The organism is Methanosarcina sp. MSH10X1, from assembly GCF_004099695.1.
Taxonomy (GTDB): domain Archaea; phylum Halobacteriota; class Methanosarcinia; order Methanosarcinales; family Methanosarcinaceae; genus Methanosarcina.
Map to the genome: position 1 here is coordinate 154,858 of NZ_SCHL01000004.1, position 24,787 is coordinate 179,644.

At 44.4% G+C, this 24,787-nt stretch carries 20 protein-coding genes; 8 read left to right on the forward strand and 12 right to left on the reverse strand.

Annotation, left to right across the window (positions count from 1 at the left end; translation table 11 throughout):
• Positions 1-9: 9 nt before the first annotated feature.
• From EQO05_RS05200 to EQO05_RS05215, 4 genes are all read left to right on the forward strand, one after another.
• A complete protein-coding gene (locus EQO05_RS05200; RefSeq protein ID WP_128504419.1) occupies positions 10-2,112 on the forward strand; it encodes a minichromosome maintenance protein MCM in 2,103 nt (700 codons plus the stop codon).
• A 138-nt stretch (positions 2,113-2,250) separates the two neighbouring features.
• Complete coding sequence (locus EQO05_RS05205; protein ID WP_128504421.1) at positions 2,251-2,541, forward strand: DUF424 domain-containing protein; 291 nt, start codon at positions 2,251-2,253, stop codon at positions 2,539-2,541.
• Positions 2,542-2,667: 126 nt separating this feature from the next.
• Positions 2,668-3,291: a hypothetical protein gene (locus EQO05_RS05210; RefSeq protein ID WP_128504422.1), complete on the forward strand. Its 624-nt coding sequence runs from the start codon at positions 2,668-2,670 to the stop codon at positions 3,289-3,291.
• Positions 3,292-3,321: 30 nt separating this feature from the next.
• Entirely contained in the window at positions 3,322-4,281 is a 960-nt protein-coding gene (locus EQO05_RS05215; protein ID WP_128504424.1) for a coiled-coil protein, read from the forward strand.
• Positions 4,282-4,430: 149 nt separating this feature from the next.
• Here EQO05_RS05215 and EQO05_RS05220 read toward each other — a convergent pair whose 3' ends face one another.
• The 5 genes from EQO05_RS05220 to EQO05_RS05240 form a co-directional block, all read right to left on the reverse strand.
• Positions 4,431-5,051 (reverse strand): S-layer protein domain-containing protein, encoded by a 621-nt coding sequence (locus tag EQO05_RS05220; protein WP_128504426.1) that lies wholly within the window; start codon positions 5,049-5,051, stop codon positions 4,431-4,433.
• A complete protein-coding gene (locus EQO05_RS05225; protein ID WP_128504428.1) occupies positions 5,035-6,012 on the reverse strand; it encodes a biotin--[acetyl-CoA-carboxylase] ligase in 978 nt (325 codons plus the stop codon). Before EQO05_RS05225 ends, EQO05_RS05220 begins: the two co-directional genes overlap by 17 nt.
• A gap of 110 nt (positions 6,013-6,122) precedes the next feature.
• Complete coding sequence (locus tag EQO05_RS05230; protein WP_128504430.1) at positions 6,123-7,604, reverse strand: acetyl-CoA carboxylase biotin carboxylase subunit; 1,482 nt, start codon at positions 7,602-7,604, stop codon at positions 6,123-6,125.
• A 22-nt stretch (positions 7,605-7,626) separates the two neighbouring features.
• Complete coding sequence (gene oadA / locus EQO05_RS05235; RefSeq protein WP_128504432.1) at positions 7,627-9,351, reverse strand: sodium-extruding oxaloacetate decarboxylase subunit alpha; 1,725 nt, start codon at positions 9,349-9,351, stop codon at positions 7,627-7,629.
• A gap of 660 nt (positions 9,352-10,011) precedes the next feature.
• Positions 10,012-10,968 (reverse strand): class I SAM-dependent methyltransferase, encoded by a 957-nt coding sequence (locus EQO05_RS05240; RefSeq protein WP_128504434.1) that lies wholly within the window; start codon positions 10,966-10,968, stop codon positions 10,012-10,014.
• Between the two features lie 469 nt (positions 10,969-11,437).
• On the opposite strand from EQO05_RS05240, the gene EQO05_RS05245 reads away from it, so the two are divergent.
• Complete coding sequence (locus EQO05_RS05245) at positions 11,438-11,659, forward strand: histone family protein (protein ID WP_255420828.1); 222 nt, start codon at positions 11,438-11,440, stop codon at positions 11,657-11,659.
• A gap of 112 nt (positions 11,660-11,771) precedes the next feature.
• On the opposite strand, the gene EQO05_RS05250 is transcribed toward EQO05_RS05245, so the two are convergent.
• The 3 genes from EQO05_RS05250 to EQO05_RS05260 form a co-directional block, all read right to left on the reverse strand.
• Positions 11,772-12,035, reverse strand: a complete 264-nt coding sequence (locus EQO05_RS05250) for a 4Fe-4S binding protein (RefSeq protein WP_128504436.1) — start codon at positions 12,033-12,035, stop codon at positions 11,772-11,774.
• 400 nt (positions 12,036-12,435) lie between these two features.
• Positions 12,436-12,948: a small multi-drug export protein gene (locus EQO05_RS05255; protein WP_128504438.1), complete on the reverse strand. Its 513-nt coding sequence runs from the start codon at positions 12,946-12,948 to the stop codon at positions 12,436-12,438.
• A gap of 119 nt (positions 12,949-13,067) precedes the next feature.
• Positions 13,068-14,072, reverse strand: a complete 1,005-nt coding sequence (locus EQO05_RS05260; protein WP_128504585.1) for a replication factor C small subunit — start codon at positions 14,070-14,072, stop codon at positions 13,068-13,070.
• A 432-nt stretch (positions 14,073-14,504) separates the two neighbouring features.
• On the opposite strand from EQO05_RS05260, the gene EQO05_RS05265 reads away from it, so the two are divergent.
• Positions 14,505-15,584 carry an epoxyqueuosine reductase gene (locus EQO05_RS05265; RefSeq protein WP_128504440.1) on the forward strand — a complete coding sequence of 360 codons (1,080 nt, stop codon included), beginning with the start codon at positions 14,505-14,507 and terminating at the stop codon, positions 15,582-15,584.
• Positions 15,585-15,726: 142 nt separating this feature from the next.
• Here the strand turns inward: EQO05_RS05265 and thpR are convergent, their stop codons facing one another.
• Positions 15,727-16,272, reverse strand: coding sequence for an RNA 2',3'-cyclic phosphodiesterase (gene thpR / locus EQO05_RS05270; RefSeq protein WP_128504442.1), 546 nt, complete (start codon positions 16,270-16,272; stop codon positions 15,727-15,729).
• Between the two features lie 433 nt (positions 16,273-16,705).
• Here thpR and EQO05_RS05275 point away from each other — a divergent pair, with 433 nt between their 5' ends.
• On the forward strand, positions 16,706-17,581 hold the full coding sequence (locus tag EQO05_RS05275; RefSeq protein WP_128504444.1) for a diadenylate cyclase: 876 nt from the start codon (positions 16,706-16,708) through the stop codon (positions 17,579-17,581).
• Between the two features lie 190 nt (positions 17,582-17,771).
• On the forward strand, positions 17,772-18,491 hold the full coding sequence (locus EQO05_RS05280; RefSeq protein WP_128504446.1) for a DUF1614 domain-containing protein: 720 nt from the start codon (positions 17,772-17,774) through the stop codon (positions 18,489-18,491).
• A gap of 94 nt (positions 18,492-18,585) precedes the next feature.
• Here the strand turns inward: EQO05_RS05280 and EQO05_RS05285 are convergent, their stop codons facing one another.
• The 3 genes from EQO05_RS05285 to rqcH form a co-directional block, all read right to left on the reverse strand.
• Complete coding sequence (locus EQO05_RS05285; RefSeq protein WP_128504448.1) at positions 18,586-20,661, reverse strand: S-layer protein domain-containing protein; 2,076 nt, start codon at positions 20,659-20,661, stop codon at positions 18,586-18,588.
• Positions 20,662-20,952: 291 nt separating this feature from the next.
• Positions 20,953-22,005, reverse strand: a complete 1,053-nt coding sequence (locus EQO05_RS05290; protein WP_128504450.1) for an mRNA surveillance protein pelota — start codon at positions 22,003-22,005, stop codon at positions 20,953-20,955.
• Entirely contained in the window at positions 22,002-24,284 is a 2,283-nt protein-coding gene (gene rqcH, locus EQO05_RS05295; protein ID WP_128504452.1) for a ribosome rescue protein RqcH, read from the reverse strand. Before rqcH ends, EQO05_RS05290 begins: the two co-directional genes overlap by 4 nt.
• Positions 24,285-24,787: the final 503 nt, after the last annotated feature.

Consider the following 24,787-nt stretch of genomic DNA (forward strand, 5'->3'; position numbering starts at 1 on the left):
GAGAATGATATGACTGAAACAGAAAGCAAGTGGGATGAAAAACTAAAAAGGTTTTTTAAAGACTACTACTGGAATGAAATCCTCCAGCTTGCAAACGAGTATCCGGACCAGAGAAGCCTTGTTGTGGATTTTACGGATATAGAGAAATTTGACAGGGAGCTTTCAAAAGAGTTTCTTGATCATCCCGGAGAACTCATACCGTCAGCTGAGGCTGCCCTGAAAAAAATTGACCTTCCTGTAGAAAAGAGCCTTGAGCAGGCCCATGTAAGGATAGTTAAAATCCCTAACAGAGTATCTATAAGGGAGCTCAGAAGCAAGAATCTCACCCGATTTGTTGCAATCGAGGGTATGATAAGGAAAGCTACTGAAGTAAGGCCAAGAATCACTAAAGCCGCTTTCCAGTGCCTCAGGTGCGGCCATCTGACCGTTGTGGAGCAAAATAGCTTCAAATTTGAGGAGCCTTTTGCAGGCTGTGAAAACGAGACCTGTGGGAAGAAAGGGCCTTTTAAAGTAATAATAGAGGATTCCATTTTTATCGATGCTCAGAAACTTCAGATTCAGGAATCGCCCGAAAATCTAAAAGGAGGCTCACAGCCCCAGAGCCTTGAGGTTGATTCCGAAGACGACCTGACAGGAAATGTCACCCCCGGGGACAGGGTAATAATTAACGGAATCCTGAGATCCAGGCAACGCACTCTGAAAGACGGAAAATCTACTTTCTACGACCTTGTGCTGGAAGCAAATTCCATCGAACGCCTGGATAAAGATTATGACGAACTTGAAATAACCGCTGAGGATGAGGAGAAGATCCTTGAGCTTTCTCGCGACCCTGCAATTTATAACAAGATAGTCGGCTCGATTGCACCTTCGATCTACGGGTACGAAGACATAAAGGAAGCCCTTGCCCTCCAGCTATTTTCGGGAGTTGTAAAGAATCTTCCTGACGGTTCCAGGATAAGGGGCGATATTCACGTTATGCTTGTGGGAGATCCCGGAATTGCAAAATCCCAGCTCCTGCGCTATGTTGTCAAACTCTCCCCAAGAGGCGTATTTACTTCAGGGCGGAGTGCATCGGCAAGCGGCCTGACTGCAGCCGCCGTAAAAGATGACCTGAATGACGGGAGATGGACAATCGAAGGCGGTGCCCTTGTCATGGCTGATATGGGAGTTGCCGCGGTTGACGAAATGGACAAAATGAAGACCGAGGATAAGAGTGCCCTGCACGAGGCAATGGAGCAGCAAACCATAAGTATCGCCAAGGCAGGAATTATTGCAACTTTAAAATCCCGTTGTGCCCTTCTTGGAGCTGCAAATCCGAAGTACGGACGTTTTGATCGATACGAAGGCCTTGCAGAGCAGATAAGTATGCCGCCTGCACTGCTTTCCCGTTTTGACCTTATCTTTGTTTTGCTTGATACCCCTAATCATGACCTGGACAGCAGGATTGCAAACCATATTCTGCAGTCTCATTATGCAGGAGAACTTTTCGAGCAGCGGGAAAAACTTTCCGGATCCCATATTACGGAAGATTTTGTCGAAGCCGAGATGGAAGTAATCGAGCCTGTCATACAGGCCGAGATTATGCGAAAATATGTCGCATACGCCCGGAAAAACGTATTTCCTGTAATGGAGGGCGATGCCAGAGCTTATCTGATTAACTTCTATACTGATCTTCGAAAAACGGGAGAGAGCAAAAACACACCTGTGCCGGTAACTGCCAGGCAGCTTGAAGCCCTTGTCCGCCTTTCGGAAGCAAGTGCAAGAGTCCGCCTGAGCAATATAGTCACGCTTGAAGATGCAAAAAGAACTATCAGAATCGTTATGAATTGCCTGAAAAACGTCGGTGTAGACCCTGAAACCGGAGCCCTCGATGCGGATATACTTGCATCTGGTACAAGCATGAGCCAGAGAAATAAGATAAAAATCCTTAGAGACGTAATTAAAAAGGTAAGTGAGAAGCATTCGGGAGCCAAAGCCCCTCTGGAGGAAGTATATACTGTAGCTGAAAACGAGCACGGGATAGATCGAACTCATGCCGAGGAGAATATCAAGAAGATGAAGCAGAGAGGAGATCTGCTTTCTCCGGATCAGAACCATATTAGACTTGTTTAATCTGGAACGGATCAAAGCGCTGAAATTCTATAATTATACTTCCCGGACCCGTGAAATGGAAAAACAGTTACAGAATAATTATGTGAGGACGGTTAAGCTGTAAATACTAAAAGGGCATTACTATTTAAAAGGGAGAATATGTTTCTAAAAATCTATAAAAATGGAGGGCATGTCCTTGTTGCAGCCTGTGACAGGGAAGTGCTCGGAAAGACCCTTAAACACGGTAATACCACAGTGGAGATCAGCAGGGCTTTTTATGAAGGGGAATGTGTTTCCGAGGAAGAACTCCAGAAAGCCCTTGAAGAAGCTACAACTGCAAACCTCTTTGGGGAAAAAACAATCAAATGTGCCATAAAATGCGGATTAATTGATCCGGATTCCGTGATAATAATCGATGATGTGCCCCATGCTCAGATCTTCAGGGTTTAACTTAATATCGCCAGGTTATCCTGGAGGCACTGAGCCAGTGAAAGTCAATAGTCTGGCTTTCAGGGCTGATTATATACCGGAAACAGAACAACCTATGTATAAAACAAAAATGCAGACCGTGATACAGTGACTGAAAACATTGAAGAAGCCGGAATCAGAGTGCTGACAGAAGGGGAACTGATCTCCGCAGTTGTGGAAAAACATAGTCGGTTTCTGGAAGAAAGTAGAAAAGAATTCGGAGAACTGGACAGCAGACTGAGCCAGATCGAAGAAGAAGTAAAAAATGCGAAGAGTTCCAGGCTCCGAATGGAAGAGAGAAAGGAAGTTCTCCAGGAGAAACGCCAGCAGTTTTACCATCAGGCCGAAGCATACCTTGAAAAGGAGGTCTTCCTGAAGCTGGACCCGATTACTGCCAGCAAACTCAGGGAAGAGCTTAAAAAACTCAAAGGGCAGATCGAACCTGAAGAGGAACAGAAACTTAAAGATTCGTTTATGGAAAATCTGCGCGAAAATATTCAGACCGCGGGCTCAGGGGAGAATGTTCTCCTTCAAACCGAGGTCAGAATGGAGGAAGCCAGGAATTCGAATCTGGAACTGAGAGAGATAGTACAGTCTGAAAAGCAGCTTGTAGAGAATGATGGCAGCAAGAATGAAGAGATTTTGAAAAGCAAATCCCAGCATAAATGGCTGAGTACTAAAATAAAAAACCATGAAGAAGCCCTGAATTACTGGGAAAAATTGAAAGTATAACCCTTTTTCGAAAACACGCGGGTGATATACATGACCAACGACGTTTCAACCACTGAAATTGCAACGGCCGACCTTTCAAACCTTAACGAACGGGAGCTGAAGGGCAAGGTAAACGAGCTCAGGAGCAGGATAGAGAAAAGCGAAAGGCAGTTGGCTTCGATTTTTAAGGAACTGAAAATTAACAGGACCGATATCGACGAACTGAAAGAAAAGAGAGACTCTCTGAACCAGCAGGTTAAGGAAAGGGTTGCAAAAGCACAGGAATTGAGAGATAAACGGGACGAGATTAACAGATCAATCAGTGAGTATAAGGGAAAAAGAAGTAATGTGAATTCAAAGACGCAAGAATTGTTTTCAGGAATTGCGGGACTCAAGGAACAGCGGGACGAATGCAACAAACTTTCCCACGGAAGTGTGGAATCTCTTACAAAGGCTTATGAAGCCGAACTTGACACTTTTCTTCATAAAGAGCTGCCTCTTGCAGTGGAAATTAAAATTTTCCAGAAATTAAATGACCTCAGTAAACGCCTGCAAGCTGCACAGAAGGCAAATGAATTACATGCGCAAATCCAGGAAAGTTATAAAGAGTCAAAAGGAATCCATAAAAGAGGGGATGAATTCCATGAAAAGATCCAGACCCTCTCAGATGAATCTCAGGCCTGCCACCTGGAAATGCTTGAAAATTTCAAATCCGCTGATGAGATCCGAAAAGAAGCAAATACATACCATGCCCAGCTTACGGATAAAATCACAAATATAAATTCAATTAAAGAGAGAATTGACCCGCTTAAAACCAGCATTGCTAACAACCGCAAGGATCTTTCTTTATACCTTGACAGGTTAAAAGACCTGCAGCTTACCAAAGACGAGCACAAAGTAAGCCAGAAACACAGCGATGCCCGCGAGAAGCTTCAGAAAAACGCTCGTATGAGCCTGGAAGATCTCAAACTCCTTATCGAGAAAGGGGACGTTAAATTCTCCAACGAATAAGAACTTGCTAGACTTACAGGAAGCCGGTGATAAATTAGTTTCAGATAAACTGTCTCCGGCTAATCCTTTTAAATCAGTTTTCCTTTTAAGCCGATTCCGCTTCCTATTCCCCTGGAATCGACATCCCGTTTCAGCGAAGCATTGAAAATTTATCTTCTCTTCCTTTTTCCTGCAAAGAAACCTGTTACAAGAAGCACGGCACCCAGGCCAAAGAGAAAGAGGGGCATATCAAAACCCTCAGCCTGTGTTTCCAGTCCAGGGCGAACGGAAGAGGTATTGTCCGAAGTGTTGGCATGCGATTCGACTGGAGTTTGAGGCATGGGAAGTCTTGTATCAAGGTACTGGTATACAGGTGAGAACCTTACAAGTACTCCATCCGCTCCTTCGTATATCGTGTTCACGGTAAGATTAAGGATTTCGGTAGAATTCTGCGAATATACGAATTGTGAGCCTTCAGTAACAATAGCATCCTGGAGGGGGATTCCTTTTCTGCTGAGTTCAATCCAGATTTTTTTACCCTCGGTATCCGTACCTTTTACATAAAGCTGATAGTCCTGCAAAAAAGTATGGGAGCTGCCTGACCTTATATAAATCTCTTCTCCATCGATAAGGACGATGATAAGTCTTTCTTTAGTATCAGCCGCTAAAGCAGGTGACATAGAGTGAAAGACAATTGAAAAGCATAATGAGACAAGGAGGAAAAAGGAAAATACAGAGACAGGATTTATCTTCTTATCTTCCTTCCTTCCGTGTTTATTTGGGACGCGCATAAATGCATCTGCCTGCAATTATTTCTTCTCTGGTATTGTCAGCTTTTCTTATTACTAGAGCTCCGTCAGGGGTTACTCCTACGGCTTTTCCCTCAATAATTCGTGAAGGAGTTGTCACTTTTACCTCTTTTCCTATAGTGTCGGAAAGAGCAAGCCAGTCGTTCAGGATATGTGAGAACGGATGGGTCTTGAAATTTATGTACTGCTGCTCAAGCTCGAAAAGAAAATCTTGAAGGAACGAAACCCTCTTTATATGTCTTCCAAGCTCAACTTTCAACGTTGTGGAGCCTGCACGGAAAGATTCCGGGATATCTTTTAAATCCATGTTTACATTAATCCCTATTCCCAGTACAACATAGTCCACCCTATCCACTTCAGCCTTCGCCTCGGTAAGGATTCCGCACACCTTCTTTCCGTTAATGCGAACATCATTTGGCCATTTAATGCGGGCGTCAAGTCCCATGTTGCGAATAACGTTTGCAACAGCAAGCCCTGTAACAAGGGTAAGCCTTGAGGCATGCCTGAGAGGAATTCCGGGTTTCAGGATTACTGACATCCAGATCCCGCCGTGAGGAGAAACCCATTCCCTGCCCATCCGGCCCCTACCTCCTTTCTGCACTTCGGCGATTACAAGCGTACCCTCTTCCTCCGAAGCTGCGATCTCTTTTGCAATGCTATTTGTGGAAGTTACTTCTTCAAAATAATGGATTTTGTTCCCCAGAAGGGTTGTTTTGAGCCCCATCTGGATCTCTTCCGGGTACAGGAGTTGGGGTACGGATTTCAGGACATATCCCCTTTTCGGAGATGATTCTATTTCGTAACCATCAGCCTGGAGGGATTTGATGTACTTCCAGACCATTGTCCTCGATATCCCTAACTTGAGCCCCAATTCCTCTCCGGAAACAGGGCTTTTCTGTGCATCTTTTAGTGCCTTGATAATTCGAGATCTTTTATCTCCCATCCGCGCACCCCATATCAATGTATACGTTCCACCGTATATAATTTTTTAGTTCGAAGTGTTCCATATCAAACTTACCGGAGTCCTGTTCCTGTTTCTCGGGAGGTCTTCTCTCAACGCTGCGTTTTCTGCGCCATGCTCACATAGGCGTGCACGGCAGCCGTGATAGCCGCAACTTTTTTGTCTTTTGCTTCAAGCGCCGAGGCCAGAGTAGCTCCTTTTTCAGCGTCTGCTTTGACAACTTCTTCAACGGACTCTACAATATTATGGTCCTCGATAAAAGCCGTCGTAAGGTCGCCCCTGCGGAAAGCCTGATTGCGCATAACCGCTTTGTGGAAGGGTATATTGGTTTTCACTCCAACAACCACATACTCATAAAGCGCTCTCTCCATCCTGGCAATGGCTACATCTCTTGTCTTTCCCCACACGCAGAGTTTTGAGATCATTGAGTCATAGTAAGGAGAGATGGTGTAACCTGTATGCACTCCGCTATCCACTCTGACTCCAGGACCGCCTGCAGACCGATATCCCCGGATTTTTCCGGGAGAAGGCGCAAAATCGTTTAACGGATCTTCCGCATTGATCCTGCACTCGATAGCATGCCCGTCAATAACGATGTCTTCCTGGTTGAATTCAAGCTTTTCTCCCCAGGCTATCCTGAGTTGCTCCCTTACAATGTCAACACCGGTTACCATCTCCGTTATCCCATGCTCGACCTGCAGGCGGGTATTGACCTCAAGAAAATAAAAGCTGCCTTTTGAGTAAAGAAACTCCACTGTTCCGGCATTTACGTAACCAATTGCCTTTGCTACCCTGACTGCAGCTTCTCCCATCTGTGCCCTGAGTTCAGGGGTCATGATAGGGGATGGAGCTTCCTCGATAAGCTTCTGGTGCCTTCTCTGGATGGAGCATTCCCTATCTGAAAGATAAATTGTGTTTCCATATCCATCTGCCAGAATTTGAATCTCTATGTGCCTTGGTTCCTCCACATATTTCTCAATAAAGACCGAGGAGTCTCCAAAAGCCGAGCCAGCCATCTGCCTGGTAGAACTGAGTGCAGTGGCAAGTTCATCTCTGGAATGAACAACTTTCATCCCGATTCCACCGCCTCCGGCCGAGGCTTTGATCAGGACAGGATAGCCGATTTCCTCCGCTATTTTTAGAGCTTCGCCCGTATCCTCAACCGCATCTTTAGTTCCGGGCACTACAGGTACACCAGCCTTCATCATAAGGTTCCTTGCCCTGATTTTGCTTCCCATCTCGGCAATTACATGACTGGGAGGCCCTATAAAAACAATTCCTTCTTCTTCACAGCGTTTTGCGAATACAGGATTTTCGGAAAGGAAACCATAGCCCGGATGAATTGCCTCGGCTCCTGTATTTTTTGCAACTGCAAGGATAGCTTCCATGTTCAGATAACTCTGGCTGGAAGGAGCCGGGCCTATAAGGTAGGCCTCGTCTGCATATTTGGCAAAAAGGGCGTTTTTGTCAGCCTCCGAACATACCGCGACCGTAGAGATCCCGAGTTCCCGGCAGGCGCGCATAACCCTGATTGCAATCTCACCGCGATTTGCAACGAGTACTTTTTTGAACATAACACTTTCCACCTCGTTACATTTACTCGATTGACATTATTATATCGCCGGGAGATACAGTGTCCCCTTCGGAAACGAAAATTTCTCTAACAATGCCTGAATGGGCAGCGTGGACAGAGTTTTCCATTTTCATAGCTTCGATGACAGCAACCGTATCGCCTTCTGCAACAGTATCTTCGACCTTGACCTTAAGAGACAGAACCATGCCCTGCATCGAACTACTGACAGCTCCCTTAACGGACTCAGCACTGGGCTTTTTGGGAGAAGCTTCGGATATGGAAATTCCCCCGCCCAGAGGTTCAACCCTGACCTCATAGATTTCGTCATCCACTTCGACCTTGAAATGGTTTGGAATTATATACTCCTGCTGAGCTGCAGGGGCAGCAGGGACAAGAACTGCCAGAGCCTCTTCTTCCATTTCTCCTTTCAGGAATTTGGGGGCGATAGCCGGATAGAGGATATAGGTAAGGATATCTTCCTCAGATTTTGCAATGCCCATCTCCTCGGCTTCCTTTTTCCTTTTCTCATACTCAGGCTTAAGGAGATCCGCAGGACGGCAGTGAATAGGTTCTTCATCTCCGATTACCTTGCCTATTATCTCAGGGCTTATGGGAGCAGGAGACCGCCCATACAGGCCGCGCACGTAATCCTTTACCTCTTTAGGAATAACCTTGTAACGCTCGCCCATGAGCACATTAAGCACTGCCTGAGTTCCTACTATCTGGCTTGTAGGAGTGACAAGAGGCGGATATCCTAGTTCTTCTCTAACCTTTGGCATTTCATCAAGAACAGCTCCATACTTATCAAGAGCATTTTGTTCTTTTAGTTGAGAAACCAGGTTTGAGAGCATGCCGCCCGGGATCTGGTAAATAAGAACATTGGTATCGATCTGCTCGGTAATAGGGTCGAGTATGCCGCGATATTTATCTTTCAAATCTTTGAAGTATGCGACTACCTCCTCAAAAGCCTCCAGATCCAGACCGGTATCGTATGGGGTGCCTTTAAGGGCGGCTATGACTGTTTCAGTTGGAGGCTGGGAAGTCCCCCAGGCAAGAGGAGAAAGTGCGGTATCCAGAACGTCAACTCCTGCCCCACAGGCTGCCATATAGCTCATAGGCGCCATTCCGGAGGTACAGTGACAGTGCAGGGAAATAGGAATAGATATTTCTTTTTTTATGGCACTGATTATGCGGGTAGCGTCGTTGGGGGAGAGAAGACCTGCCATATCTTTGATACAGATGGAATCGCACTCAAGTTCTTCAAGTTGTTTTGCAAGCTCAACATATTTTTCAACAGTATGCACCGGACTTATGGTGTAACAGACCGTACCCTGTACGTGAGCACCAAGCCCTTTTGCCACTTTGATGGAGAACTCCATATTTCGGATATCGTTGACCGCATCAAAAATCCTGAAAATATCAATTCCATTCTGGTAGGACTTAGTAACGAATTTCTCGACCACGTCATCCGAATAGTGCCTGTACCCTACGAGGTTCTGGCCCCTGAGGAGCATCTGTGCATCGGTGTTGTTCATTCCTTTCTTGATATCTCTCAGTCGCTGCCAGGGATCTTCATTAAGATAGCGGATACAGCTGTCAAAGGTAGCGCCTCCCCACATTTCGAGGGAGAAATACCCGATCTGGTCCAGTTGTTCAACCACTTCGAGCATATCTCTTGTCCGCATTCTGGTTGCCAGGAGAGACTGATGTGCATCCCGGAGGATGGTTTCGGTAATTTTTACACTCATGGATGAACCTCTTAAAATCGAATCAAACTAACCTGGTTTACTATTACTGATAGTACACTTTGAACAGTTTACGGGAGATTCGTCTGATACTCCGGAAACATACAGGTTAATAATCTGATTCGGTTTGAGTAAAGTGTGTTAATCCTCTGATTGTAATTTTAATACAATTTTCTGCGATTTTACCGGAAAAAAAGCTTCTTCGGTGCTATTTAACCGGCTTTCCGGAATCGCAGTCAGAGGGAATCAATTTTACAGACCTAAACGCAGTACTCAATTGATCTGCGTTGATAAGAATTCTTTAATATACCATTGTTAACAAGTATATACTTTTCGGCTGTTGACATTAAAAAAGTGGGTTTCCGAAAAATATCCAGATTTATAAAATGAATTAAATTTATATAAAAAAGTACTCGGATTCCCGGAATACAGGAAAACTTATCGAGGATTAACCATTCCTGAAATTTAATTGATGAGCCGTAAGAGTGAATAAACACGCAGTAAATACTCAGCGAATTAGAATAGATAAGAGTGGAAGATAACCGATAGTCTGGAGGATTTTCCCGGGAAATAAAGACAGGGGAATTAAAGGATTAAAAGGTTGAGATAAAAATATATTGTTTCAAGGGAAGAGTATAAGTTTACCTTAATTCAAGCCTCAAATCAGGCTTTCTGTTTTCTTCCTACAAAGAACCACTGATCGTAAGTCCCGTCAGAGTCTGTGTTGTCTACAATCTCACCTTTAACTCCTGCCCTGAACAGCGCTTCGGCAAGAATTTCAATCTCAGGCCTGCTGCTAACTGTGAAAAGCATTAGGGCGCCCTCATTTGCAACCGAGACCGCCTCTCTCATAATGCCTGTCCAGAGTTCTTTATTAAATTCATAGACAAGCCCAAGCATAAATCCCATCACTGCATCAAAGCTTCCTTGCTCGAAATATCTGGAAAGGGCAGTTGCATCCATTATAACCGTTTTTTGGGGGTTCAAAACTCCCTGTTCAAGCCCCTGGCAGACTGCACATTTATTGATTTCTATAGCCAGCGGGTCAAGCCCGAGTCTGTAGAGGGCAAGCGTGGACATTCCGTTTCCACAGCAAACCTCAAGAAGCCTGCCTTCAGGAGAAAGACCCTTTTTTTGGAGAATGCCGAAGATTTCTGCCACTCTCTGAATCCGGCTTTCGGAAAAAACACTTCCATACGATTGGGGCCTGGCAGCGCAAGCTGCGCAGAGATTCCGGTTTACAAGCATAAGAGAGTAATATTCATTAACGGCATCTCGCCAGCTTTCCGAAGAAATCTCAATATCCTTTTCAGGCAGATTAGAAGTAAGAATAGAATCTGCAAGAGCTTCAAAAGCCTTCTTTGAGCGTGTTCCGGCAAAGGCTCCCGTAAAAACCGACCAGAAATCTACAGGAACTTCATCATTTGCCGGATTAAAAAGCAACAGCCCAAGCGTATGCTCCCCTTCCCGAACCCTCAGAAGCCGCACTAGCCCTTCCTCTGCAAACCTCCGGACTCCGTTAAGATAGTCAATCGTGCGCTCAATAGTCCTCTGGGCGATATAGCTTTCCTCTACAAAGTAGACCTCTTCATCAATGCCAAGGAGTTCCTGTAAAAGCATATCTGACTAGATTCGGATGATCTCATATCAAGATTTCGAAAACAAAACCTACGCCTTAGTCACTCCAGTGTCAGTAAGTTAGATCCCAACCTGCTGAAAAAAACTAACCTGATTAAGATATTACCACTACAGAAAATACCGATCTAAAAGGTATAATCACAAAGAAAATTGGAATCGGCATAAAACAATGCCCTGAGTCCTTTATTCCATTCTCCAGCTGTTGGCAGTTTATGAAAGATTATAAACATATTATTAAATAAGTTAGAAATGATTTACCTGGTTTAAAAAAATTTGCGTTTTCAACCAAGCCTCTTCTGGAAAGGTTTAAGCAATTCGGGAAACAATTCGGGCGAAAAAAGGTATTAAAAGCTGAATAGGAAGCAAAAACCCAAATATAAGCAAAGTTATTTATAGAATCTAATTACAAAATCAGGGATTAGAAGGATATTATATTAACGAAAAAAGTAGATTGGAGGATAATATGGCAAAAGTGATACCATTCGCACCAATTGAGCGTTTAATAAGAACCGCAGGTGCTCATAGAGTAAGTGAGAGTGCGGGAATGGCCCTTACGGAAATTCTGGAAGAATATGGACTTGAGATTTCAAGAGAAGCAATAAAACTTGCAGAACATGCAGGAAGGAAAACCGTAAAAGCTGAAGATATAAAATTAGCAAAAGAAATGCTGTAAGTTCAGACAGAATACCTGTTAAAAGCTATTTATCAGTTTTATCGGCTTCAGGGATAAAATAAAAAATAAAATGCTGAGAACCAGCATTTTCTATTTTTTACTTAAATTTTAGTTATGCGGTCGCGGATTCCAGATCAATTACAGTCAGGGATTCCACGGGGCAAATCTTTGAGCAGGCTCCACAACGGACGCAAACCTCATCATTGATAACTGCCACTCCGTCCATGATCCGAATTCCCAGTTCAGCGGTTTCGGGATCAAAGTCTTCGCTTTTCATCAGTTTTACATTTACAGGGCAAACGGAAGCACAGATTCCGCACCCAACGCATTTTTTGGACTGAACTATTTTTTTGTTTTTCTTATCTGCCTTTGCCATTAATAGTCACCTCAAAACTCCAGAGAACTGCCAGACAACGGGAATAAGCTACACGAAGTTGTAAAAGCAGGAGCTGGCTGTAAAATAATAATTGTAAATTTATATTTGTTCTGTCGAGAATATATAGATATTTTTAAATTATATGAAGATTTCGAAGCAAGCCTTTTCAAAAAATCCTTGATCGCAAGCCTTTTACAAAAAGGCTTGAGCGAAAACCCATGCTTTATCTAAACCGGTGTAACCGGAGCGTGATCGACCGGCGAAACGCAAGCCTTTTTTGAAAAGGCTTGAGCGAAAATCCCCACGTAACGGCGTGATAAACCGGCGCAACGGTTTCGGGTCAACAGTCGTGCTACAGCGCTTCAGGTTTAATCGGATATGGGATTACATTTCCAGGGAATTATACTCCCATCACCAGATCAACGAGACCTATACCTGTCATAGTAAGGGCTGTTACTACGACTCCGGCTATTATCACCCCGAGGACAATTGCCGGTAATGCCTGCCTGAACTTAACCCCGAATACAAATGCCGCTGCACAGCCTGACCAGGCTCCTGTAGCCGGCAGAGGTATGGCTACGAAGGCGGTCAGTGCAAGAAGACCATATTTTTCGAAACTCTCGGTATTGTTCCTGCGGGTTCTTGCGAAGAGCCAGATGAAAAAAGCATCAAAGATCGAGAAGCGTCTGAGATAGTTTGAGACCGGCTCAAGGAAGAGCAGAAGCGGGACTACAGGGAGAAGGTTCCCGAGCACTGAAAAGAAAAAGGCATCTACAGGTCCCATTTCATAAATGCCCATTGCTACAGGGATTGCCCCCCTCAGCTCAGAAACGGGTACAGCCCCCAGAATCAAAACTGCAAACCAGTGGGGAACAGACCCCAGCATCTGTACTAATGCTATTTCAACAGACATGGTAATCAGGATTTATTAATACCGTATAGTTATATTTTAATGAGAGGGCAGATTCAGGCCTTTCCAACCTCTTTTAAGAGATCTGGAATATAGAGAAGCTGCTTCCGGTTCATCGAACCTTAATCTGCACTGGAGAGTGCAAAGTGCGCGAGTAAGGCTTCGAGCTGAATCTTTTCAGTGGCCCCTTCAGTAAGCCTGAAATCAATCTCGCCTATTATATCTACGAGTTCGACAATACGTTTTTCGGAAAGCCCGAGATCCAGAATCATCCGGTTATCCATTTCTGAGATTGCTCTGTAAATCTGTCCAATTATATCTTCCCCGGAAAGTCCCTCTTCGTAGAGCAACCTGTTCAGTTCCTTTCGCGCAGCCCTGAAATTTCCACGCAGAGCAGTCTCGATCAGGCTTCTGATATCCTCAGGATTTGCGGTTGCGGTAGTTCTGTAAATGGTTTCCCTGGATATAGGTTTTTCCGGGTCTATGAAAGCCGCAGCCTGGAGAGAATTCACAGCTTTTCTCATATCTCCCTGAGCTACGTAAACAAGCGCATCATATCCATCTTCAGTTATGGATAAATTCTGATCTCTGGCTATGTATTCAAGGCGTTTCCTGATAGCCTCTTCGGAAAGGCGTCTGAACCTGAAAACTGCACAGCGGGATTGGATAGGCTCTATGATCCTGGAAGAATAGTTGCAGGACAGAATAAACCGGCAGTTATTGCTAAAGCGTTCCATTGTCCGCCGGAGTGCGGATTGTGCATCCGAGGTCAGTGCATCGGCCTCATCCAGGAAGATAATCTTGAAACCGGCTCCTCCCATGGGAGCAGTTTTTGCAAAGTTTTTGATTTTTGTCCGGACAACATCAATGCCTCTTTCATCCGACGCATTGAGTTCGGTAAAATTTTCACGCCAGAGTTCTTCCCCGAAGATCTCCCTTGCAATCGAGACGGCAGAAGCTGTTTTTCCAACTCCCGGCGGCCCGGAAAACAGAAGATGAGGAAGGTTTTTCGTTGCAACGTAGGATTTCAGGCGTTCAATTGTTTCTTCCTGCCCCGCCACCTGGTCCAGCCGAATAGGCCTGTATTTTTCGATCCAGATCTCTTCTTTAATCGTAGAGTCCTCCATTAATGCTTGCACCATATTTAGAAAAGATAATATTTAAACTTTTGAACGTCCTCAGTTATTATGTTTAAACTGCGTTCCAAGACATTTGATGCGTTACAGCCAGGATATAACTAATATATAAATGTATAGAAACAAGGAATAAAAGAGTAACAGGAGAAGAAAAATAGTAACTTTAAAGTTGAAAAATAGGAAGCGAGAAGATTTTCATCTGTTTTACTCTTTCAGTTATGCATATCTATTTTTCTAATTTTATTATCATTAATAATTATATTAGGCTAAATTTAAAAAATGTGTACAAAAATGTATTTAAAAAGGTTATTGGACTATACTTATAGGGAATTAGTATATTTGAATGCCGATTAAAGATATAGCGGTTGTCTGCATAAATTACATTGAGAATAAATATTTGTATTTAATTTGGAGGAGTCGGAAATGGAAGAGCAAACTGAAAAATCGAAAATAGAGGAACTGACCGAAGAACTCAAAGAAATGGCTCTGACCCTTGGAGCTTTTAAAGTGGGCATCGCAACAACCGAAACCCTTGCAGGCGGTCCTCCTTCCGTGGACCTGACATATGTATTGCCAGGAGCAAGATCGGCAGTCGTTTTTGCCCTTGCTTTTGACCAGAACCTTATAGAGCCTTACTTTAGAAAAGAGGATCATAAATCCCTCGACACTAATAAGGTGCGAACTACCACCCTTGCCAACGGAATAGCCCTTGAGATGGCAGGATTCTTGCAGCAGTACGGGTACAAAGCTGCCCCCCAGCTTGCAAATTTCGTATACCGTCAGGATTCGGAAAACTGGCTGCTGGATATGCACCCTCCTATTTCTCACAGATACCTCGCCGTTCGCTCTGGGATAGGATATTTCGGGTATTCAGGGAATATAATTACAAAGGAATACGGGTCAGCAATTGTCCTGGCATCTGTAGTTACAGACGCGGAGCTTATCCCGACAGAGCCACTGCCAGAAGAAGATAACTATTGTGATGAATGCAAGATCTGCCTTGCAGTCTGCTCTTCTGGATACGTTGACCCGCTTGAGAAGGTCACCGTAAACCTCGGAGGAAAGGAGTTTACCTACGGGAAGAGAAGAAGCAACAGCCGATGTTTTCTTGTCTGCGGAGGGCTCACAGGTCTGAATGCCTCGGGAAAATGGTCTACCTGGTCTCCGGCTCGTTTTGAGATTCCAAAAAAGGACGAAGATTTCATCGTTGCGTTGCCCAGCACAATAGAGGCGTACCTCAAACGGCCGAAAATCAAAGGCGGATTTTTCATATGCCTGATTCCAGGAAACAGAATGGAATATACCTGTTCAAACTGTCATTTTGTCTGCCATCCTGACAAAGAAGTCCGGAAAGCACGATACAGGATGCTCTCAGAAAGCGGCGTGATAATACAGGAACCCGATGGGACCTGCAGGGCCGTGTCTCCGGAAGAGGCAAAGGAGTTTCTCAAAGCCATGCCTTCAGAAAGAAGAAAGCTTTACGAATCGGTTCCAGAGGAGTAACTGATCCAGAGCAGAGGAAGCTAATTCAAAAAGTCACAAACATAATTTGCTCTGGTGCCGCATAGGAAGAAGATCTAACAGAGAAAACAGAGTCGGAAGAGAAGAAAGGTGTTGAAGAGAAAGAAAATATAATACTAAAAATTTAATCCATGTACACGGTATGCAGGGTTTCATAAATCGGCCCTTTAGGGGTAAGTGTGCTTTTCTTTAGAGCCACTTTATTTACCCACATGGTACCAATTTCTATATCTTTTAACTCCTTTACTGTATTTATAAATGCGTTTTTCTTATCTTTCTTGAGGAATTTTATCCTGGCAAGAGTAGCATGGGCGGTAAATTCCCTGTCATCTTTTTCGAACTCGAAAGGTTCCAGTAAATTTTCCACATTGTCATGTAACTCCTTGAAATTTCCGGTTGCACCCAGCCAGAGCACTCTGGGATTTGAAGGTTTGGGAAAAACTCCAAGCCCCCCGATGGTTGCTTCGAAAGGTTCACATGTGATAGAATCGAGAGCCGCGGAAAGCGGCAAAACCTTTGACTCGTCTACATTTCCCAGGAACTTTAAAGTTATGTGAACGAGTTCAGGATCAACTAACTTCAGATCAAAACCAGAGAATCTGTCCTGAAGCTCCCGAATTTTCTCTTTAAAACCGGGGTCTAATTCTACTGCTATAAATGTCCTGATCAAAACATTCACCAATCTTAATTGAAAAGCGAACCAGAAAAAACTTCCTGTTAACTATCTTCCGGGAAAATCAAGTTTAGATCCGTTTGAAGGAATTGTAAACCCTCCAGGGAATCTTCTAGAAAAAAGGAGTTAAAGAAAAGAATGCAAAAAAGTGGGAAGGCAAAAAGCGGTAAAAAAGAAAAAATCGAAGGGGTTACAGGAAAATTATAATATATAAGAGATAGGTAGGATGTGTAAATAAGCTTAAGTATTTATAAAGTTGGCTTCAATGTTAACCTGAGGGATATAGTCAGGACCCGGAAAAAACGGTAAGTTAAAAGATATAAATTCTAAATTTAAGAAAATAATATTAGTTTGAAGAATTAATTTAACTTTAAAATAAAAGAATAGAACCGCAAATCGGTTGCTGCAAAAAGAAAAAGCGATGGATCATATGGATAGAGCACGTATAATTGCAGAAACGGCAGCCCGGATTTCCAGAGAACTTGGTGCTGCCGCAATTATGGTTTCCGGGGAGCTGAGTTTTGAAGGGATCGAAACCGGGGGAATTCCGGTCTATCATATCTCTATGCGCCCGAAAAGCATAATAGACCATCTGGTCTCCACCGGAAAAGATAGTAAAAACCCTCTAAAGGAGCTCGGCGACCAGATAAACCGGGAAGCCTCAGGGAACTCAGAGAACCTTCAACAGGCTGCAGCCATAGAGTACGTGCTTGGAAAACAGGAAAGCGGGATCATTGTGGGCGTAGTCGAAACCCGCGGCTCCAGTTCAATTATTGTACATAGCCTCGACGAAAACCCCCTCATAAAAGCCATGAAGGAATGCCAGGAAAGGATAAAGTCGGAAGTAATGAGTGCGATCATGAAAATCTCTTTTGATATCGTCCTGACAGGCAGGGAAGGCAAAAAAATGGGAGCTGCCTTTATTATAGGGGATTCCGAAGAGGTTATGAAACGCTCTCACCAGATAATACTGAATCCGTATACCGGGCACGAGGAAGCTTACCGGAGCGTTCTTGACAAAAGAAACTGGGAATCCATAAAGGAATTTGCTCAACTTGACGGAGTCTTTGTAGTGGATGAAAACGGCATTATCCATGCCGCAGGTCGTTACCTTGACGTAGACGGCAAAAATGTGGATATCGACAAAGGCCTGGGAGGCAGGCATGTTTCGGCAGCCGCAATCAGCAGGGATACGGTTGCGATAGCAGTTACGATATCCGAGTCTGGCGGCGTTCTAAGGGTGTATAAAGACGCAAAAGAGATAATCTGTATGGAATGCCTGAAATCTGCGGTAAGGTACATTTAACATTAAGAATTAGAAACTTTTTTCCTCAGATTGGTAGTTTTTAATATGTTCCAGCACCGCAGAATTGCAAGCTCGTTAAGGGCAGTTGCTTTCCAGGGGGACATATAAAGAATAAGGGAGCATATACACTCATAAGTGAAGAAAATATATTCCTGAATATGTGGGAAAATAAAAAGAGTGGAGTAACTCCATGAGAAGACAGTTTTTTTACATTCCTTTTAGTCTTACATTCCTCCTGCTTTTAGTCCTTTTTCTAATTTTGGGATTTAGTTTTCTCTTTTTTGGAGTCGTCGTTTCAGCTTTTACGAAAATCGGCTTCTCTATAGGGGATGCACTTCTTATCCTGGTCCTGTCCCTCCTCGGAAGCGGCATCAATATCCCTGTGGCAACTCTCAGGTCCGATACTCCGGCAGTTAAAGACAGCTATATTCGTGTCTTTGGCGTAGTTTATAGAGTTCCAGTCCGGCGAGTGACAGGAAATGAAACGACAATTGCTGTCAATGTAGGAGGAGCGGTTATTCCGGTTCTGATTTCAGCATACCTTCTTATGAAATTTCCGTCTTCTCTCCTGCTTGCAGGTGCAGGCGTCTTAGTAGTTTCAATCATAACTTATTCCGTAGCAAGACCGATTCGCGGGATAGGTATCGCCACACCTGCGCTGGTCCCGCCCCTTACAGCTGCCCTTGCTGCGATTTTGCTGACCTCTGTAGTTCAAATTCCTGATTGCCCGGTTGACCAATGCCGCGTTGTCACTGCCTATGCAGGAGGAGTACTCGGAACGCTTATAGGTGCCGATCTACTTAACCTGGGGAAAATAAAGAGCCTTGGAGCTCCTGTTGCAAGCATAGGAGGGGCAGGAACCTTTGATGGAATCTTTTTAAGTGGGTTCATTGCTCTTCTCCTGATATAAAAAAGGAAAAGAACTGTAAAAAAGGAAAAGAACTGTAAAAAGGAAGAAGGTCCAGAAAAGAAGAATTCTTTCCCGGATCAGTTACCTGAAAGGCTTATTTCTGTTTGGGAAGAGCCTTTATCGAACCAGAGGAATTATCCTTATTATTTTTATCACTGATGTCTCCGATAGACTCGGCAACAGCTTTGTCCTCAATAGTAACATCCGTTGCAGGGTAGATAATGTAGCCCTGTGGAGAAACGCTGCCTTTTCCCTCATCTGAGGTCTGGAAATACCAGGAGTTAGTGAAATAAGTTTTTTTGTCCTTATCCAGATTAATATTGATTGACTTTGAGTTTGCGAGCACTATCCCGTCTTTTAAAGCTTCCTTTACCTCAAAACCCTGATAGTCATCTCCTTTTTTGATAAGAATAACCCCATCTTTGTCAATGAGCCAGGTATACTTGAAGACAGCGAAGGAATCGGTAGCACTTGTGAATACAGTGTCAACATAAGTGGTAAAGTAGAGCTGGTCTTTCTTGTCTGCGAAGTCTGAAGTTGCAGCAAAAGTTCTATCGTCAACTGACCCGTTTGTACTTACAATTCCGGACTCGATTTCTTCCCCGTTTTTATAAAGGGAGAACCAGACCTTTTCACCTTCTACATCTACCTGGTTAACAGTCAGAGAATAATTTTTCCCCAGATCCCAGGACTCTCCGGTTTTTAACTGCTCTTTTTCTCCGGAAACCTGAGAGACCACAAGGTTTGCAAGCCGGGTGGAATCGTTTCCAACTGTAACATATGGCTTTCCGAACCAGGCAAGCTTATAGTAAAACATTCCGCCAAGTTTCTCAGGAGTTGTTCTGGGGTTCAGTTCAAGGTCATAAACGAGTTCGTATTTGGAAGAGAACGGGCGGGTAGAGTAAATTAGTTCTTCTTCGCCTATTACATTGTTTCCGGGACTACTTTTGCCAAGCTCATACTCCCCGTCTTTTTCTACATACTGAATGCGTTCACCAGACCAGTTCTTAGAAGCTATGAAATTCTTGTGCTGGTTTACAGGATAGTTAAAACCCCCAAAGGTAGTTGCAGTCCAGACAAAACCATCAGAGAAGGTTTCGCCAGTATCTAAGGGAAGACCTCTCAAGGTGTAATTTCCAGGACTGCTAAGCTCTTTTGCTGGATAGAGGATATAACCCTCAGGAGAGCTGCCTTTCCCCTCATCCGAGGTCTGGAAATACCAGGAATCAGTGAAATAGGTCTTTTTGTCTTTATCCAGATTAATGTTGATTGACTTTGAATTTGCGAGCACTATCCTGTCCTCTGAAGCTTCCTTTACCTCAAAACCCTGATACTCGTCTCCTTCATTGATGATCAAAACATTATCCCTGTCAATAAGCCAGGTGTATTTGAAAACAGCAAAAGAATCAGCAGTTCCCTTGAACACAGAATCTACATAGGTAATAAAGTAGAGCTGGTCGTTTCCATCCCCAAAGTCTGCACTCGCGGCAAAAGTCTGGCTTTCAACCGTCCCGTCTGCTTCCACTATTGCAGACTCGATTTCCTGCCCGTTTCTATAGAGGGAGAACCAGACTTTATCGCCTTCGGCGTCAACGTGATTAACCACCAGAGAGTAATTTTTCCCCAGATCCCAGGTTTCACCGGTTTTCAATTCTTTCCTCTCATTGCCATTCTGGGCGAATATAATGTTTGCAAGCTGCCTGGCATCTTTTCCAACAGCAATATACGGCTTTCCGAACCATGGAAGTTTATAATAAAACATTCCGCCAAGCTCCTCAGGAGTTGCACTGGCGTTTAACTCCAGTTCGGAAACAAGCTCGTATTTATTGGAAAACTGCCTTGTGGAATAGATAAGTTCCTCTTCGCCTATAATGTGGTTTCCAGGATTACTTTTTCCGAGTTCGTACTGGCCGTCTTTTTCGACATACTGCAACCGTTCTCCCCACCAGTTCTCGGAAGCTACGAAGTCTTTGTGTTTATTTACGGGATAATTAAAACCGCCAAATGTGGTAGCGTTCCAGCAGAACTCATCGGATGAGGTTTCGCTCGTATCAAAGGGGAATCCAGAAACAGCTGGAGCCGGAGCTGCAAAACCCAAAGGAACAAGTATCAAGCAAATTGTAAACAAAGCAAGCAATGAGAATAAGGTCCTTTGAACATAGAGTTTCATAGGAATTATCACCTTTTTCCATTCGTTATTAAGTATTAATCATAAGAAGCTGAATCAAATAAGCAAATATTATTATAAATCAGATTAAAAGTAACAACAAATAAAGATAATTAGTTAATAAATTTTACTAATTTGAACAGAAAAAAATAAAAATACTACTAAGTAGAAAATAAAAAGAAATAAATAAAAATTTCCGGTTTATTAAAGAAATCAGAGACAGCAAACGCCAGGGATCAAAAAAAATAAAATCGGTAAGAGAGCCTTAATCTTCCAGTTCAAGCCCAGGCAGGATCAGCCTCTCACCTTGAAACGGAGCAGGGCTGCGATCCCTCCCAGTTTATGAAGCTTTTCTCCGGGTTCAAAAGCTGTGCTGAAAACAACGACTTTCCCCTGAGCCTGTTCGACTGCCATAAGGAGTTTGTCGATATCTTCTCCTTTTTCCCGCCCTTCTCGAAGGGTTTCGTCAGCAACAAGCAAAGTTTCGACAGCCCCGTAATCAAGGGCATTCTTTACATCGGCGAGACCATATGCAGCTTTACCATCCATTGAAATTTCACGGATAAGGTCTTCCATGAGGGCGGATTCGCGGGCTATACGGGATTCCTGCATGATGCGGTCCACTGCACCTCTACGGAGAACTTCCTGAAAGCCGGACATTCCTATCATGGAGGTATCTTCTATCAGGGCTTTTGAAGCCATAGCCGGCTCGATATCCTGAAAATATTTAACGAAATCATCTTTGGTAAATCCGGGACCGGCAATGACTATGGACGCTTCCTCAGGGACGGCATGCCTGAGCTGGTCTACAACTTCCCGGAAAAATTCATTCCTCAAGCTGGTTTCTCGCTTGCCTGAGGACTGCCTGATATGGGAATAAATCTCTATTCCGTAGTGGTGCACAAAACCGATATCGGCATCGCCCTCTTCTATTGCGACCATAACAACTTTCGGGCGCTTCGAAGCCTCCTCAGCGTCCTGGATACGCTGGAGCTGGTCATTCTTCCAGTGCTCCTTGACGATAGAAAGATTGGTTCCTATCTCTACATTGAGAGTATGATAGGAGCCAGCATCCATCCCATGCTCTATCGCCCCATGAACTCGCAGCCGGTTTGCAAACTTGTGAAACTCAATCTCCTCTACCCGGATTCCGAGCCTTACCTTTACTTTCTCAACCTTTTCAGGGCGGATCTTATCACTTGCCGTATCAGCTTTCCGTTTGGTAACTGCAAAAACCAGGTCTCCTTTTTCGATTATATATTTCAGGTGCCAGAGATCGTCGAGGGTTTCGGCTGTTACTGCAATCTCCCCCTCCCTTCCTTTGAGGGAGCGATTTGTAATCCTCATACTTTTTTCACTCCACGCATCTCAATCTCCTCTCTGGTTCCTTTACCGGCTTCTTCTGTGAGTTTTTCCCTGAATTCTCCTTCAATCTCCTCTCTGAGGTCTTTTCCGAATTCCTCTTCAATTTCTTCCTCATTGCCCTCAGGTTCATTCTCTATTTCCGGCGTCCCATATTCTTCTTCGTGCTCGACCTTCCCTACCTTCCTTTCCGGCTTCTGGTTCTTTAAATCCGATTCTCCGGGAGGGATCATCATGGCTACCTGGTCAGGAGAAGCGATTTGCTTTACGAAACGGGGATCGTTGAGTTCATCCGCATAGATCCTGTAGATCTTTTTTGAAATATCATTCTGGTTAAACGCCCCAGGAATTATTTCGAGGATATAATCCCCATGCTTCCGGACGGCAGATGCAGGTCCGCCTATCACCCTGGTCTCGCCTCCTTTGAGTTCAAGCCCCACTGCAACACCGAGAGGAATATCCTTAAAGTAGTTGCGTTCTCCACGGATAATGAAAGCCCCTTTCCTTACATATTCTCCTGATTCCGGAGTCTTTGTAACCTGCTCGGCTTTAACCCAGTAGCAGTCCCCGCTGAAATGTCCGGCTTTCCAGAGGCTAGAATAGGAAACCGCAAACTGTGCTGCTTCCCGCAGGGTAAGCTCGGGAATTTCTTTTCCACCGGTCTTGATAACGGTAAGAGGAGCTCCAGGCGCCTGGGTATGAAAAACAAGATCTCTCTTTTCCAGGTATTTTTTGAAAACTTCCTCATTGGTGTCGGCATCCCTGCCTCCTACGACAAGGAAGCCGTCCGAGGATAAGAACCACCTGAACCTGTCAAACCAGTGTTTTTTCCTGGAAGCCTGGAGTTTACGACATGCCTTTGCAGCCTTTGCCACAGCCTTTTTCTCCATAGCCTTCCTGGTATCCTCGATAGCTTTGAGAGCTCCTTCTTTTTTCTTGCTAAATTTCTTAACCTTTTCATAGTATTCCTGAGCGTTCTGCGGTACAGTTTTCCTGATATCAAGGTTGGCGCTCTTTCCGTCAAGGTCCACTGTTATGGTTCCGGTCCTGGGGTCGATATTTGTGATTTTTTGGGCAGCAGGCACGGTCTTTTTGGCCTGTTTCAGGATGGAGCGGATTTCATCCCAGGAATAGCCCTTTGTCCTTGCGCCGTTAAGCACGGAAAAAATCTCCTCTATAATCTGGTAATTTGCGTAGACTGTCTCGGCAAGGGCGTTATTCTTCTCGATCTCTTTTTCGAACTTTTTAAGGCTTTCTTCCTGCTGGAGAAGCCGCCTTTCATAAACGCCAAGGTTTTTTTCCTTTTTCTGAGCCTCTTTTACCTCTTCGACCTGCTCAAGCGCCTTTTTCCCAAAGTATTCATCAAGTGCCGTGTTAAAGGAATCAAAATATTCTTTTTCAAACCCGGAATAGCGAGTAAGGTCAAAAGGAAGCACATCAAAGGTTTCCAGTTTTCCGTTAATCTCTTTTTTAATATGCTGAGGTTTGAGCTCAGGAGCTTCGGCTTCAACCCCGCTTTCGGTTTCTCTTATACCTTTATCTCCGGCTCCTGCCCTGAAAAGCGGGGAAAAGAGCTCATGCATTGCATTGCAGAGCCGTGATGCGTCATCTTCAGTTGCTTCCTTTGAAGGCTTTGATTTGTCAACTCCTGCCCTGGAACAAACCTCTTCTGCCAGAACTCCTCCCAGATTGAACCTCGTAGCAATCGTACGGACAATATCCGCCGTAGACCTGGAAAAAGCCTCCATAAGATCCGAAACCCTGGCTTCCAGCGGGCTCATCTGCGCCTCAGGCAGCTCGTAAATTTCTCCGCTCCGAAGCCGCCTGTCTTTAAGAGTCACAGGATTCATGGGCAGGATAATCCTGTTTTCCGAATCAACAATAAGCACGTTCCCCCGGGCGAAAAGCTCCACAATAAGCGTACTCCTGACTCCTCCTCTTTCGATCCCGATCTTTACTATCCTGTCGAAATCGTGCTGCTCGACAGATACGATCCTTCCCCCTATCAGGTATTTTCTAAGCAGCATCGGAAAAGACTGGGGAAGTGTCGGGCTTGCCCTGAGGTATTTACTGAGATGAATGCGCTTCCCTGCCTCAATTATCAGGTTGTCCCTTCCCTGGTGAAAAACGTAAAGATTGATGCGAATCTCCTCATGCGTGGGCTGATAGATCTTCCCGATCTTCGCATCAATAATGGATTTTGGACCCGCTGACAGTTCGGCAACAACTGCAGCGACATCCGCACTTGACATATCCTGTTTCATGAAGTGGATATAAGAGAGGCTTTTCGTATAAGTATTTCCCGAGTTGCATCTCGCCCGAATCCCGTCCCGCCCGAATACCATCTCGGGAGGACGCTGCCCTTTTCACAAGCCTTTTTCAAAAAATCCTTGACCGCAAGCCTTCTACAAAAATCCTTGATCGCAAGCCTTTTACAAAAAGGCTTGAGCGAAAACCCATGCTTTCTAAACCGGCTTAGCCGGGGCGTGATAAACCGGCGAAACGCAAGCCTTTTACAAAAATCCTTGATCGCAAGCCTTTTACAAAAAGGCTTGAGCGAAAACTTATGCTTTATCGAAAACGTCGCTATCGGCGTGATCGACCGGCGCAACGGTCGCAGCACAACGGTTCTGATCAGGAGAGCTAATTTATGGCGACAGTATTAGATAAATTTTGAAAGGATACGGGAAAAGAAAAATTGATTGGACCGAGGTAGCCGGAAATATTGTCTTTAACCTGTCTTATCCCGCAACTTCTATGCAGCTTT